The 14,211-nt window shown below is 73.2% G+C and carries 9 protein-coding genes, 1 tRNA gene and 2 riboswitches; of the genes, 7 read left to right on the top strand and 3 right to left on the bottom strand.

Annotated features, from left to right (window positions below; all coding sequences use genetic code 11):
• Positions 1-24: 24 nt before the first annotated feature.
• The 3 genes from LQU92_RS09550 to LQU92_RS09540 all read right to left on the bottom strand — a co-directional run bounded on the left by LQU92_RS09550 (position 25) and on the right by LQU92_RS09540 (position 3,806).
• Positions 25-1,212, bottom strand: coding sequence for a globin domain-containing protein (locus LQU92_RS09550; protein ID WP_101851693.1), 1,188 nt, complete (start codon positions 1,210-1,212; stop codon positions 25-27).
• Between the two features lie 58 nt (positions 1,213-1,270).
• The gene (locus LQU92_RS09545; protein WP_230780215.1) at positions 1,271-1,753 is read right to left on the bottom strand and encodes an Rrf2 family transcriptional regulator; all 483 of its coding nucleotides are present in this window, start codon (positions 1,751-1,753) and stop codon (positions 1,271-1,273) included.
• 187 nt (positions 1,754-1,940) lie between these two features.
• Positions 1,941-3,806, bottom strand: coding sequence for a phosphoenolpyruvate carboxykinase (GTP) (locus LQU92_RS09540; protein WP_180814641.1), 1,866 nt, complete (start codon positions 3,804-3,806; stop codon positions 1,941-1,943).
• 378 nt (positions 3,807-4,184) lie between these two features.
• Here LQU92_RS09540 and LQU92_RS09535 point away from each other — a divergent pair.
• The 7 genes from LQU92_RS09535 (at position 4,185) to cycA (ending at position 14,175) form a co-directional block, all read left to right on the top strand.
• A tRNA-Arg gene (locus LQU92_RS09535) sits at positions 4,185-4,260 on the top strand.
• A 165-nt stretch (positions 4,261-4,425) separates the two neighbouring features.
• Positions 4,426-4,526: riboswitch (glycine riboswitch) on the top strand.
• A gap of 160 nt (positions 4,527-4,686) precedes the next feature.
• Complete coding sequence (gene gcvP, locus LQU92_RS09530; RefSeq protein WP_230780212.1) at positions 4,687-7,581, top strand: aminomethyl-transferring glycine dehydrogenase; 2,895 nt, start codon at positions 4,687-4,689, stop codon at positions 7,579-7,581.
• 30 nt (positions 7,582-7,611) lie between these two features.
• Complete coding sequence (gene gcvT, locus LQU92_RS09525) at positions 7,612-8,733, top strand: glycine cleavage system aminomethyltransferase GcvT (RefSeq protein ID WP_230780209.1); 1,122 nt, start codon at positions 7,612-7,614, stop codon at positions 8,731-8,733.
• Between the two features lie 30 nt (positions 8,734-8,763).
• The gene (gene gcvH / locus LQU92_RS09520) at positions 8,764-9,144 is read left to right on the top strand and encodes a glycine cleavage system protein GcvH (RefSeq protein ID WP_058857169.1); all 381 of its coding nucleotides are present in this window, start codon (positions 8,764-8,766) and stop codon (positions 9,142-9,144) included.
• Positions 9,141-10,478, top strand: a complete 1,338-nt coding sequence (gene glyA / locus LQU92_RS09515) for a serine hydroxymethyltransferase (RefSeq protein WP_230780207.1) — start codon at positions 9,141-9,143, stop codon at positions 10,476-10,478. The genes gcvH and glyA overlap by 4 nt, the downstream gene beginning before the upstream one ends.
• Positions 10,479-10,577: 99 nt before the next feature.
• Positions 10,578-12,011 (top strand): L-serine ammonia-lyase, encoded by a 1,434-nt coding sequence (locus LQU92_RS09510; RefSeq protein WP_101851688.1) that lies wholly within the window; start codon positions 10,578-10,580, stop codon positions 12,009-12,011.
• 203 nt (positions 12,012-12,214) lie between these two features.
• Positions 12,215-12,315, top strand: a riboswitch (glycine riboswitch).
• Between the two features lie 399 nt (positions 12,316-12,714).
• Positions 12,715-14,175 carry a D-serine/D-alanine/glycine transporter gene (gene cycA / locus LQU92_RS09505; RefSeq protein ID WP_101851687.1) on the top strand — a complete coding sequence of 487 codons (1,461 nt, stop codon included), beginning with the start codon at positions 12,715-12,717 and terminating at the stop codon, positions 14,173-14,175.
• Positions 14,176-14,211 lie beyond the last annotated feature (36 nt).

Genomic DNA, 14,211 nt, shown 5'->3' with positions numbered 1-14,211 from the left:
TGCCGGGGCTCCCGGCCCCCGGTCTCAGGCCGCGACGGCCTCGCGCGCCTCGTCGTGGAGCATCCACTGGTCGGGGCCGAGGATCTCGTAGGCGATGCTGCGGCCGGGCACGCCCTGGGCGATCGCGGCCGAGCGGGCCGCCCGCATGAAGGGCAGGGGACCGCACAGCACCACCTGGGCGTCGGCGGGGATCGGCACGCCGGTCAGGTCCATGAACCCGTGGTGGTCGCCCTCGCCGGGGGTCTCCATCCAGGTCTCCAGGCGCGCGGCGGGCAGCTCGGCCACGAGCAGCTCGTGCAGCTCCCGCAGCGGCCAGGTGGCCAGCGAGCGGTCGGCGTGCAGCACCAGGACCTCGCGCCGGGACTCCTCGCGGACGAGCCGGTCCAGGAACGCGAGCATGGGGGTGACGCCGATGCCGGCGGAGGCCAGCACCAGGGGGCCCTCCCCCTCGGGGAGCACGACGTCGCCGTAGGGGTTCGAGACCCGCAGCACGTCGCCCACCTGCACGTCGTGGTGCAGCACCGGGGTGACCTCGCCGCGCTCGTCGAGGCGGACGGCGATGCGGCGGGCCCCCTCCGGTCCGGGCACGAGCGTGAACTGCCGCGGCTGCTCCACGCCGTCGGGCATCCGGACCTGGACGGTCACGTACTGGCCCGCCACCGCGGGGGTCATCGGGGTGTCGTCGGCGGGCTCGAGGGTGATGGCCGTGGTGGTGGCCCCGGTCCGCTCCTTGGCCGCGACCCGGAACGGGGCGAACGCCACGGCGTTGGCCTGGGCTGCGTACAGGCCCTCCTCGATCTTGATGAGGGCGTCGGCCATCAGCCAGTACACCTCGTCCCAGGCGGCCGCGACCTCGGGCGTGACGGCGTCGCCGAGGTCCCGGGCGATCGCGCCGAACAGGTGCTCGTGGACGATCGGGTAGTGCTCGGGCAGCACGCCCAGGGACGCGTGCTTGTGCGCCACGCGGGACAGCAGCTCGTCGGGGTAGCTGTCCGGGTGGGAGAGCAGCCAGGAGGCGAACATCGCGATCGAGCCGGCGAGGGCCTGCGCCTGCGTCCCGTTCTTCTGGTTGGAGCGGCTGAACATCCCGTCCAGCAGATCGGGGCGCGCCTCGAACATGGAGCGGTAGAACTCCGGGGTGATGAACGGGATGCGCTCGGCGACGACGCCGATGGTCTGCTCGATGACGGGGCGGGACTTCTCGGACAGCACGGTTGCCTCCTGGGGTGCCGGTGGTGGACACCCCAAAACTAGCATCTGAGATGCTTTATTAAGGAATCGGCGCGGCGGCCGTGCTGCCGGGCTGCTCCGGGGGCCGCAGCCCGATGCTGACGAGCACCGGCCCGGCCTGGCGCCCGCTCACGAGCTCGCGCACACGGACGCCGTCGAGCTCGCGGAAGAAGGCCTCGCGGGCGTCGGCCAGCACGCGGCGCAGCCGGCAGGACCGGTCCAGGGGGCAGCTGCCGCCGGGGGCCTCGCACTCGACCATCGCGGAGCCGGCCTCGAGCTCGCGCAGCAGCGCCCCGACGGAGGCCTCCAGGCCGGCGGGCGTGATCGACACCCCGCCGGCGCGCCCGCGGCTGGAGGCGAGCAGCCCCAGCCCGCTGAGCCGGCCCACGGTCTTGGTCACGTGGTGGTAGGGCGCGCCGACGCCCTCGGCGATGGCGCGCGTGGTGAGCCTCTCGCCCTCGGGCGCCGCGCCGGTCAGCAGCAGCACCCGCAGGGCGATGTCCGAGAACGCCGTCAGCCGCACGGTGGCACCCCTTCCTCCGGGGATCGCTCCCCGTCCTCCCGCCCGTCCCGGGACTCGCGGGCGGACCGTCCATTCTCCCACGCGGGCCCCGGGCGGGCGAGCGACCCCGGGTCCGCGGCGGCCCGGGACGCCGCGAGGGGCCCTCCCCGTGGCGGGAAGGGCCCCTCGCGGACCGCGGAGCAGGTGCTCAGGCCTGGTTCAGGCGCTCCTCGAGCCCGGCGCGCTGCTCGAGCAGGACCTCCGGGACGGCCCCGAGCCTGCGGAACCACTCGTCGATGCTGGGCAGCTCGGCCCGCCACTCCTCGGCGTCGACCGTCAGGGCGGCCTCGAGCTCGGCGTCGGTGATCTCCAGGCCCGTCAGGTCCAGGTCCTCCTTGCGGGGCAGGACGCCGACCGGGGTCTCCCGGCCGCCGGCCCGGCCCTGCAGCCGCTCGACGATCCACTTCACCACGCGGGTGTTCTCGCCGAAGCCGGGCCAGGCGAACCCGCCCTCGGGGGTGCGGCGGAACCAGTTGACGTAGAAGATCTTCGGCATGTTCTCCTCGCCGACCCGCGCCCCGGTGTCGAGCCAGTGCTCGAGGTAGTCGTTGGCGTTGTAGCCGATGAACGGGAGCATCGCCATGGGGTCGCGGCGGACCACGCCCACGGCGCCCTTGGCGGCCGCCGTGGTCTCCGAGGAGAGCGTGGCGCCCTGGAAGACGCCGTGCTCCCAGCCGAAGGACTGCGAGACGAGCGGGACGGTGGTCTTGCGCCGGCCACCGAAGATGATCGCGGACAGCGGCACGCCGTTCGGGTCGTCGTACTCGGGGGCGAGCGTGTCGACCTGCTTGATGGGCGTGCAGAAGCGGGAGTTGGGGTGCGCGGCCGGGCGCCCGGAGTCGGGGGTCCAGTCGTTGCCCTTCCAGTCGGTCAGGTGCGCCGGGGTCTCCTCGGTCATCCCCTCCCACCACACGCCGCCGTCGTCGGTGAGCGCCACGTTGGTGAAGATGGTGTTGCCCTTGGCGATCGCGTGCATCGCGTTGGGGTTGGTCGGCCACCCGGTGCCGGGGGCCACGCCGAAGAGGCCGGCCTCGGGGTTGACCACCCGCGCCTGGCCGTCCTTGCCGAAGCGGATCCAGGAGATGTCGTCCCCGACCATCTCGGTCTTCCAGCCCTCCAGCGTGGAGTCCAGCATCGCGAAGTTCGTCTTGCCGCACGCGGACGGGAACGCCGCGGAGATGAAGTGCGTCCCGCCCTGCGGGTCGGTGATCTTGAGGATGAGCATGTGCTCGGCCAGCCAGCCCTCGTCGTGGGCGATCGCGGAGGCGATGCGCAGGGCGTAGCACTTCTTGCCCAGCAGCGCGTTGCCGCCGTAGCCGGAGCCGAAGGACCAGATCGCGCGGTCCTCGGGGAACTGCACGATGTACTTGGTGGGGTTGCACGGCCAGGGCACGTCCTGCTGGCCCGGCTCCAGCGGGGCGCCCAGGGAGTGCAGGCACTCGACGAAGAACGCGTTCTGCGCCGTCATCTTCTCCAGCACGGGCGTGCCGATCGTGGCCATGATCCGCATGGAGCACACCACGTAGGCGGAGTCGGAGATCTCCACGCCGTAGCTGGGGTGCTCGGCGTCGAGGTGGCCCATGACGAAGGGGATGACGTACATGGTGCGCCCGCGCATCGAGCCCGCGAACTTCTTGCGCAGGGTCGCCTTCATCACCTCCGGGTCCTCCCAGTTGTTGGTGGGACCCGCGCCCTTCTCGGTCTTGGTGCAGATGAAGGTCCGCTCCTCGACGCGGGCGACGTCGTCCGGGTCGGAGAAGGCGGCGAAGGAGTTCGGGAACTTGTCCTCGGCCAGGCGCACGAACGTGCCGGCCTCCACCAGCTCGCCGGTGAGCCGGTCCCACTCCTCCTCGGAGCCGTCCACCCAGTGGATGCGCTCGGGCTGCGTGAGCTCCGCCATCTCCCGCACCCACCCGAGCAGGTGCGCGTGGGTGGTGGGCGGGTTCTCCAGCGCGTCCTTCACAGCCTCGTTCAGCCCGGTGGTCTCCGTCGTTGCAGTGGGGTTGTCAGCCATTGACATGTCTCCTCGTTGAGGCCGTCCGCCGACCGCCCGGCCCTCGTCGTGCGCGCTCGCCGTCGAGCGCTCCGGCCCGGGGGGCACCGGGCCCACAGCGAGCGGCGTGCATGGAAGCAGGGGCGGCCGGTCTCTACTGTGATGTGCGGCCCATCCTAGCCCCCAGGACCCGCGCCGGGGCGCAGGGTTACGCCCCGCGGGCCGGGCCCTCCCGCACCCCGCCCCGCGGGCACCCCGGCGGGGCGCACCCCTCGCTCCCGTCGCGCCGGCCGCGCGTTCCCCCGGCTTCCCGCACCCTTCACCCCGGTTTTGCAGAACCGCAGGCCGCATGTAAGGTTGTACCCGGCTCGAGCGGCGGAGACGCCGGGCGGAGCCGATGCGCCTGTAGCTCAACGGATAGAGCATCTGACTACGGATCAGAAGGTTGGGGGTTCGAATCCCTCCAGGCGCACCACCAGAAGGCCCCGGACCGCACGGTCCGGGGCCTTCTCGCGCTCCCCGCCGGACGCGGGCCGGCGCGTCTCCCGGCGTCACAGCACCCGCGGGACCGGGCGATCCTGTTGCACCTGGCGCAACACCTCGGCTACGGTGTGGGAACAGTCACATCGACTGCAGTCGACGACGTGCGGCGGGAGAGTCCCGCTCAGCAGTTGTGGAGCGGGCGCCGTAGGAGCAATTCCTCCCCGGGAAACTCTCAGGCCCCCGTACCGCCGCACCGAGGCGCATCTGGAAAGTGGCGCGGAGCACCTCCGCGCACGCCGAAGGAGCAAGCCCCACCCCCAGTCCGGGAGGGCGGAAACTCTCAGGCAGAGCAACAGATCGGGGAGGACCCACGGACCGCGCGGCAGGGCCGCGCCGAGCACTGGAGTTCTCCCGAGACATGACGATCACCGCTCCCCTCCCCACGACCACCCGCCCGGCCGGCGACGCCTTCGCCGACCGCCACATCGGCCCCGACGCCGGGGCGGCCGCCACGATGCTCGCGGCCGTCGGCCTGACCGGCCTCGACGAGCTCGTCGACACCGCCGTGCCCGCGGACATCCGCCAGCAGGCGCCGCTGGAGCTGCCCGCGCCGCGCTCCGAGGCCGAAGCCCTCGCCGAGCTGCGCCGGATGGCCTCGCGCAACGTCCTGCGCACGCAGATGATCGGCCAGGGCTTCTCCGACACCCTCACCCCGCCGGTGATCCTGCGCAACGTGCTGGAGAACCCCGCCTGGTACACCGCCTACACCCCCTACCAGCCCGAGATCTCGCAGGGCCGGCTGGAGGCGCTGCTGAACTACCAGACGATGGTCGCGGACCTGACCGGGCTGCCCGTGGCCAACGCCTCCCTGCTCGACGAGGCCTCCGCCGTGGCCGAGGCGGTGCTGCTGATGCGCCGGACCAACAAGGCCCGCGCCGAGGCCCGCACCGTCCTGGACGCCAACCTCTTCCCGCAGACCCTCGCCGTGGTGCAGGGCCGGGCCCGCGCGCTCGGCTTCGAGGTCGAGGTCGCGGACCTCTCGGCGGGCCTGCCCGAGGGGGAGATCTCCGGGATCGTCCTCCAGCAGCCCGGCGACGACGGCGCCGTCGTCGACCACGCCGCGGTCGTCGCCGCGGCGAAGGAGCGCGGGGCCATGGTGACCGTCGCCGCCGACATCCTCGCCCTGACCCTGATCGTCCCCCCGGGCGAGCAGGGCGCGGACATCGCCGTCGGCAGCACCCAGCGCTTCGGCGTCCCCCTGTTCTTCGGCGGCCCGCACGCCGCCTACATGGCCGTGCGCAAGGGCCTGGAGCGCTCCCTGCCCGGCCGTCTCGTGGGGGTCTCCACCGACGACGCCGGGGCCCGGGCCTACCGGCTCGCGCTGCAGACGCGCGAGCAGCACATCCGCCGGGAGAAGGCGACCTCCAACATCTGCACCGCCCAGGCGCTGCTCGCGGTGGTGGCCTCCATGTACGCGGTGTACCACGGCCCCTCCGGGCTGCGCGCCATCGCCGAGCGCGTGCACGCCCACGCCCGCACCCTGGCCGGCGCGCTCGCCGGCGCCGGCGTCGAGCTCGCCGCCGAGCAGTTCTTCGACACCGTCCGCGCCCGGGTGCCCGGCCGCGCCGAGGCCGTGGTCGAGGCCGCCGAGGCCCTGGGCGTGAACCTGCGCCTCGTCGACGCGGACAGCGTCGGCGTCTCGGCCGACGAGGTCACGACGACCGAGCACCTCGTCGCCGTGGTCACCGCCTTCGGGATCCGCGACGCCGGAGCGGCCGTGGCCGCCGCCGCGGCGGCGGCCCGGGACGGCGCCCACGCCCTGTCCCCGGCCGTGGCCCGCAGCTCCGAGTACCTGACGCACCCGATCTTCCACACGGTCCGCTCCGAGACCCAGATGATGCGCTACCTGCGCCGGCTCTCCGACCGGGACCTGGCGCTGGACCGCACGATGATCCCGCTGGGCTCGTGCACCATGAAGCTCAACGCCACCGCCGAGATGGAGGCGATCTCCTGGCCGGAGTTCGCCGGGATCCACCCGTTCGCCCCGGGCCACCAGACCGCGGGGTGGCGGGAGCTCATCGACGACCTCGAGGCGCGCCTGTGCGCGATCACCGGCTACGCCGGGGTGTCCATCGCCCCGAACGCCGGCTCGCAGGGCGAGTACGCGGGGCTGCTGGCCATCCGCCAGTACCACCTGGCCAACGGCGCCGGCGAGCGGACCGTGTGCCTCATCCCCGCCTCCGCCCACGGCACCAACGCCGCCTCGGCCGTGCTCGCCGGGCTGCAGGTCGTCGTGGTGCGGACGGCCGCCGACGGCACCATCGACGCCGCCGACCTGGACGCGAAGCTCGAGGCCCACCGGGACCGGCTGGCGGCCATCATGATCACCTACCCCTCCACGCACGGGGTCTACGACGCCGACGTGCGCGAGGTCTGCGACAAGGTCCACGCCGCCGGCGGGCAGGTCTACATCGACGGGGCGAACCTCAACGCCCTGGTCGGCCTGGCCCAGCCCGGGCGCTTCGGCGGGGACGTCTCGCACCTGAACCTGCACAAGACCTTCTGCATCCCCCACGGCGGCGGCGGGCCCGGCGTCGGGCCCGTGGCCGTGGCCGAGCACCTCGTGCCGTTCCTGCCCGGGGCCGCCGCGGGCGGGTCCAACGGCCGCACGGGCACGCCCGTCACCTCGGCCCCCTACGGCTCCGCCGGGGTGCTGCCCATCTCGTGGGCCTACGTCGCGATGATGGGCGGTGAGGGCCTGACCGAGGCCACGAAGCACGCCCTGCTCTCCGCCAACTACGTCGCGGCGCGGCTGGACGAGCACTTCCCGGTGCTCTACACCGGCAACCGCGGGCTCGTGGCCCACGAGTGCATCCTCGACCTGCGCGAGCTGACGGCCCGCAGCGGGGTCACCGCCGAGGACGTCGCCAAGCGGCTGATCGACTACGGCTTCCACGCGCCCACGCTGTCCTTCCCGGTGGCGGGCACCCTGATGGTCGAGCCGACCGAGTCCGAGGACCTCGCGGAGCTGGACCGGTTCGTCGAGGCGATGATCGCGATCCGCGCCGAGATCGACCAGGTCCTCGCCGGGGACTTCCCGGTGGAGGACTCGCCGCTGCGCCGGGCCCCGCACACCGCCGTCGCCGTCGCCGGCACGCAGTGGGACCGGCCCTACTCCCGCGAGCAGGCGGCCTTCCCCGTCCCCTCCCTGCGGCAGGACAAGTACTTCCCGCCCGTGGGCCGCATCGACGGTGCGGCCGGGGACCGGACCCTGATCTGCTCCTGCCCGGCCCCCGAGGCCTTCGAGAACTGACCCGGCGCAGCCACGAAAGGCACCGAGACCATGACTGTCAGCACCACCTCCCGGCACACCGCCCTGCACGACCGGCACGCCACCCTCGGCGCGTCCTTCACCGACTTCGGCGGCTGGGACATGCCCCTGAAGTACACCTCCGAGCTCACCGAGCACCGCGCGGTGCGCGAGGCGGCCGGGCTCTTCGACCTCTCCCACATGGGCGAGGTGCGGGTCTCCGGCCCCGACGCGGGCACGTTCCTGAACACCGCGCTCGTCGGCAACCTCGCCGTGATCGCCGTGGGCCGGGCCAAGTACTCCCTCCTGTGCACCCCCGAGGGCGGGATCGTCGACGACCTGATCACCTACCGGCTCGCCGAGCAGGAGTTCCTCGTCGTGCCCAACGCCGGCAACGCGGCCACGGTCGCCGCCGCCCTCCGGGAGCGGGCGGCCGGCTTCGACGTCGTCGTCGCCGACGAGTCCGCCGAGACCTCCCTGGTCGCGGTCCAGGGCCCGGCCGCCGAGGCGATCCTGCTGGGCCTGGTCCCGGACGGGCAGCACGAGGCCGTGACCGGGCTGAAGTACTACGCCGCCGGGACCGTCACGGTCGCCGGGACCCCCGTGCTGCTGGCCCGCACCGGCTACACCGGCGAGGACGGCTTCGAGCTCTACGTCCCGAACGCGCAGGCCGTCCCGCTGTGGGACGCCCTGCTGGCGGCCGGCCGGGAGCACGGGCTCGTCCCCTGCGGGCTGGCCAGCCGCGACTCCCTCCGGCTCGAGGCCGGCATGCCGCTCTACGGCCAGGAGCTCGGCCTCGAGGTCACGCCCTTCGAGGCGGGCCTGGGCCCGGTCGTGTCCTTCAAGAAGGAGGAGGACTTCGTCGGCCGCGCCGCCCTCGAGGCCCGCCGCGACGAGGGCGTCACCCGCACCCTGGTCGGCCTGCGCGGCCGCGGCCGCCGCTCCGCCCGCAGCCACTACCCGGTGCTCGCCGAGGGCCGCCGCGTCGGGGAGGTCACCTCCGGGGCGCCGAGCCCCACCCTCGGCCACCCCGTCGCCCTCGCCTACGTGGAGACCGCGTTCGCCGAGCCCGGCACCGTCCTCGAGGTGGACCTGCGGGGCAAGCCCGAGACCTTCGACGTCGTCCCCCTGCCGTTCTACCGGCGCCAGAAGTAGACCCCGAGCCCTGACCGAAAGGACCCCACCATGAGCACCGTCCTGCCCGACCTGCGCTACTCCGCGGAGCACGAGTGGATCGACTCCGCCTCCCCCGCCCGCATCGGCATCAGCCAGGTCGCCGTCGACGCCCTGGGCGACGTCGTCTACCTCGACCTGCCCGAGGCCGGCTCCACCGTCACCGCGGGCGAGGTCTGCGGCGAGGTCGAGTCCACCAAGTCCGTCTCCGAGCTGTTCTCCCCCGTCACGGGCACCGTGGTCGAGGTCAACGCCGAGGCCGTGGACAACCCCGCCGTCCTCAACGAGGACCCCTACGGCGCCGGCTGGCTGTTCACCGTCGAGGTCTCCGAGGAGGGCCCGCTGCTCTCCGCCCAGGAGTACGCCGACGCCAACGGGGGTGAGCTCGGATGAGCGCGGACGCCACCGCCCTGACCTCCGCCCTCGACCAGGACCTCGCCCTGCTCGACCCCGAGGTCGCCGAGCGCATCGACGCCGAGCTGCGCCGCCAGCAGGACGGGCTGGAGATGATCGCCTCGGAGAACCACACCGCCCGCGCCGTGATGCAGGCCCAGGGCTCCGTGCTGACCAACAAGTACGCCGAGGGCTACCCCGGCCGGCGCTACTACGGCGGCTGCGAGCACGTCGACGTGATCGAGCAGCTGGCCGTCGACCGGGTCAAGGACCTGTTCGGCGCCGCCTTCGCCAACGTCCAGCCCCACTCCGGGGCCCAGGCCAACGCCGCGGTGATGCACGCGCTGCTCACCCCCGGGGACACCATCCTCGGGCTCGACCTCGCCCACGGCGGGCACCTGACCCACGGCATGAAGCTGAACTTCTCCGGCAAGCTCTACCGGGTCGTGGCCTACGGCGTGGACGAGGCCACGTGCACGGTGGACATGGACGAGGTCGCCCGCCTGGCCCGGGAGCACCGCCCCCGGCTCATCGTCGCCGGCTGGTCGGCGTACCCGCGTCAGCTGGACTTCGCCGCGTTCCGCCGCATCGCCGACGAGGTGGGCGCCTGGCTCATGGTCGACATGGCCCACTTCGCCGGGCTCGTCGCCGCCGGGCTGCACCCCAGCCCCGTGCCCCACGCCCACGTGGTCACCTCGACCACGCACAAGACCCTGGCAGGTCCCCGGGGCGGGATCATCCTGTCGAACGAGGCCGAGGTCGCCAAGAAGATCAACTCGGCGGTCTTCCCCGGCCAGCAGGGCGGCCCCCTGGAGCACGTGATCGCCGGCAAGGCGGTCGCCTTCGGCATCGCCGCCGGGGAGGAGTTCCGCGACCGCCAGCGGCGCACCCTCGAGGGCGCCCGCCTGCTCGCCGAGCGCCTGCTCGCCCCGGACGTCGCCGAGGCCGGGATCTCCGTGGTCAGCGGAGGCACCGACGTGCACCTGGTCCTCGTGGACCTGCGCGACTCCGAGCTGGACGGCAAGCAGGCCGAGGACCTCCTCGCCCGGGTCGACATCACGGTCAACCGCAACGCGGTGCCCTTCGACCCCCGCCCGCCGATGGTCACCTCCGGGCTGCGCATCGGCACCCCGGCCCTGGCCACCCGCGGCTTCGGGACGGAGGCCTTCGCCGAGGTGGCCGATATCATCGCCGAGACCCTCGTGGCCGGCGCCCGCGCGGGCGCCGGGGGCGTGGACCCGGCGGTGCTGGCCGCCCTCGAGTCCCGCGTCCGGGCGCTGGCCTCGGCGCACCCGCTCTACCCCGGCCTGGCCCCGCTGACCGCGGGCCGCTGAGGACCGGGCCACCGGTTCCCCACCGGGCGGCGCCGGGTGCGCAGGGAGATCCCCTCCGCACCCGGCGCCGCCCCGCACCCCTCTCGTCTGGAGCACATCATGGCCATCAGCGTCTTCGACCTCTTCTCCGTGGGCATCGGCCCCTCGAGCTCCCACACCGTCGGCCCCATGCGCGCCGCCCGCCGCTTCGCCCAGACCCTCGTCGGGCAGGAGCTCCTCGAGCGGACCGCCGGCCTGCGCGTGGACGTCTACGGCTCCCTCGCCGCCACCGGCCGCGGGCACGGCACGTTCACCGCGATCCTCCTCGGCCTCGAGGGCTACGACCCCGAGACCGTGCTGCCCGACCAGGTCGAGGAGCGCCTGGCGGACATCGCCGCCGGCGGCACCCTGCGGCTGTGCGCCGCCCTCGGCCGGCGCAAGGACCTCCCGTACGCCGTGGAGGACATGGTCCAGCACCCGCTGACCGTGCTCGAGCGGCACACCAACGGCATGCGCTTCCAGGCCCTCGACGCGGACGGGGCCGTGCTGGCCGACGAGACCTGGTTCTCGGTCGGCGGCGGGTTCATCGTCCAGGAGGGCGAGGAGGACGCGGCGGCGGCCGAGCTCGACGAGGCCAGCAAGCAGGTCCCGCACCCGTTCCGCACCGCGCGGGAGCTCCTGGCGCACTGCCGGGCCACGGGCCTGTCCATCAGCGACGTGATGCTGGCCGACGAGCGCACCTGGCGCACCGAGGAGGAGATCCGGGCGGGGCTGCTGCACATCTGGGACGTCATGGAGCAGTGCAAGGACTCCAGCCTGCGCCGCACCGGCACCCTGCCGGGCGGGCTCAAGGTCGCCCGCCGGGCCCCGGCCTGGCACGACCGGCTGCGCCGGGAGGACCCGGACCGGGACCCGTCCTACTGGCAGGAGTGGGTGAACCTCGTGGCTCTGGCCGTCAACGAGGAGAACGCCTCCGGCGGGCGGGTCGTCACCGCCCCGACCAACGGGGCGGCCGGGATCATCCCCGCCGTGCTGTTCTACGCCACCCACTACGCCCCCGAGATCCGGCGGGCGATGGCCGGCGGGGACGCCGAGGAGCTGCGGCGGGTCCGCGAGTCCGTCGTGGTCCGCTTCCTGCTGGCCGCCGGCGCCGTGGGCGTCCTGTACAAGGAGCAGGCCTCCATCTCCGGGGCCGAGGTCGGCTGCCAGGGCGAGGTCGGCTCCGCCTCCTCGATGGCCGCCGGCGGCCTGGCCGAGGTCCTCGGCGGGACCCCGGAGCAGGTGGAGAACGCCGCGGAGATCGCCATGGAGCACAACCTCGGCCTGACCTGCGACCCCATCGGCGGGCTCGTGCAGGTGCCCTGCATCGAGCGCAACGCGATCGCCGCCGCCAAGGCCATCAACGCCGCGAAGATGGCGCTGTGGGGCGACGGCACCCACCGGGTGAGCCTCGACGAGGTCATCGTCACCATGCGCGAGACCGGCAAGGACATGAGCCACAAGTACAAGGAGACCGCGCTCGGCGGACTGGCCGTCAACGTCGTCGAGTGCTGAGCCGCGCACCGCGAGCTCCCCTGCCCCTCCCGGCCCCGTCCGGCGCCCCTCCGGGGACGCCGGGCGGGGCCGTCGCGCTCCGCACCGCGCGGACGTGCCGTGCCGCGGGCACGGTCGCGACCTGCGACGACACGGCAGAACGGCCGAGTTGTGCGCTGCGGCACACCCGGCCTATGGTGTGACTGCAGTCACAGCACAGCCGTGGACGTGCGGCGGGAGAGTCCCGCTCAGCAGTCGTGGAGCGGGCGCCGTAGGAGCAATTCCTCCCCGGGAAACTCTCAGGCCCCCGTACCGCCGCACCGAGGCGCATCTGGAAAGTGGCGCGGAGCACCTCCGCGCACGCCGAAGGAGCAAGCCCCACCCCCAGTCCGGGAGGGCGGAAACTCTCAGGCAGAGCAACAGATCGGGGAGGACCCACGGACCGCGCGGCAGGGCCGCGCCGAGCACTGGAGTTCTCCCGAGACATGACGATCACCGCTCCCCTCCCCACGACCACCCGCCCGGGTGGAGGGGCGCCCGCCGACCGTCACCCCGGCACCGACTCCCGTCACGGCACGACGCTGCCCGCCGCAGGGCCCGGCACAGGCCGTTCCCGTTCCCCCCGCGGGGAGCGGTGGGCCCTGTCCGCACCCCGGCGCGGTCCTGCACCGGTGCAGCACCCCGTTCCGTGTTCCGCGAGGAACCGACAGGAAGAGACCACGTCATGAGCTCAGCCACGCAGCAGCCCCATCTCGAGAGAGCCCTGTCCAGCCGCCACATCCAGCTCATCGCCATCGGCGGCGCCATCGGCACCGGCCTGTTCATGGGCTCGGGCAAGACCATCTCCGTCGCCGGGCCCGCGGTGATCTTCGTCTACATGCTCATCGGCTTCATGCTCTTCTTCGTCATGCGGGCGATGGGCGAGCTGCTGCTGAGCAACACCGAGTACAAGAACTTCTCCGACTTCGCCGGGGACCTCCTGGGCCCCTGGGCCTCGTACTTCACGGGGTGGACCTACTGGTTCTGCTGGGTGGTCACCGGGATCGCGGACGTGGTCGCGATCGCCCACTACGTCTCCTTCTGGTGGCCCGACCTGCCGCTGTGGATCCCCGCGGTCTCCTGCGTCGTGCTCCTGCTGGCGCTGAACCTCCCGACGGTGCGCGCCTTCGGGGAGACCGAGTTCTGGTTCGCCCTGATCAAGATCGTCGCCATCCTCGCCCTGATCGTCGTCGGCCTGGTCATGATCATCACCGGCTTCGAGACCGACGGCGCCCGCGCGTCGGTGAGCAACCTGTGGGCGCACGGCGGCATGTTCCCCACCGGCTTCATGGGCTTCGTGGCCGGCTTCCAGATCGCCGTGTTCGCCTTCGTGGGCATCGAGCTGGTCGGCGCCACCGCGGCCGAGGCCAAGGACCCCGAGGTGACCCTGCCGCGGGCGGTGAACTCGATCCCGGTCCGCATCCTCGTCTTCTACGTGGGTGCGCTGATCGTGCTCATGGCCGTGCGCCCCTGGACCACCTACAGCGCCGCCGAGTCGCCGTTCGTGGGCATGTTCGCCCTCGCGGGCCTCGTCGGGGCCGCCGGCGTGGTGAACTTCGTGGTCCTCACCTCGGCGACCTCCTCGGCGAACTCCGGCATCTACTCGACCTCGCGCATGGTCTACGGCCTGGCCCAGGAGGGCGACGCGCCGAAGGCCTTCGGCCGGCTCTCGACCCGCAGGGTCCCCCGCAACGCCCTGCTGTTCTCCTGCATGTTCCTGCTCGCCGGCGTCGTGCTGCTCTACGCGGAGGGCAGCGTCGCGGCGGCCTTCACCATGGTGACCACCGTCTCGGCCCTGTGCTTCATGTTCGTGTGGTCGATCATCCTGATCAGCTACATCGTCTACCGGCGCCGCCGTCCGCAGGTCCACGCCGCGAGCGCGTTCAAGATGCCCGGCGGGACGTTCATGCCCTGGGTGGTCCTGGCGTTCTTCGGGTTCGTCCTCTGGGCGCTGACCACGCAGCCGGACACCCGCACGGCGCTGCTGCTCACCCCGCTGTGGTTCGCGGTCCTGGGCGCCGGCTACCTGGTGCTGCGCCGCAACCCCGAGCACGCCGCCCTGCGCGCCCTGCACGAGGCCAAGGTCCGTCAGGAGCTCGAGGACCGGCACGCCGCGGCCGAGGAGGCCCCCGCACTCACCCGCTGAGTCCCGCGCCCCGTTCCGGACGGGAGGCCCCCGCCG

It is taken from the genome of Kocuria sp. LUK, assembly GCF_021012935.1.
In the GTDB taxonomy this organism is placed as follows: Bacteria; Actinomycetota; Actinomycetes; order Actinomycetales; family Micrococcaceae; genus Kocuria; species Kocuria flava.
This window is presented reverse-complemented; position numbering and strand designations above follow the sequence as displayed.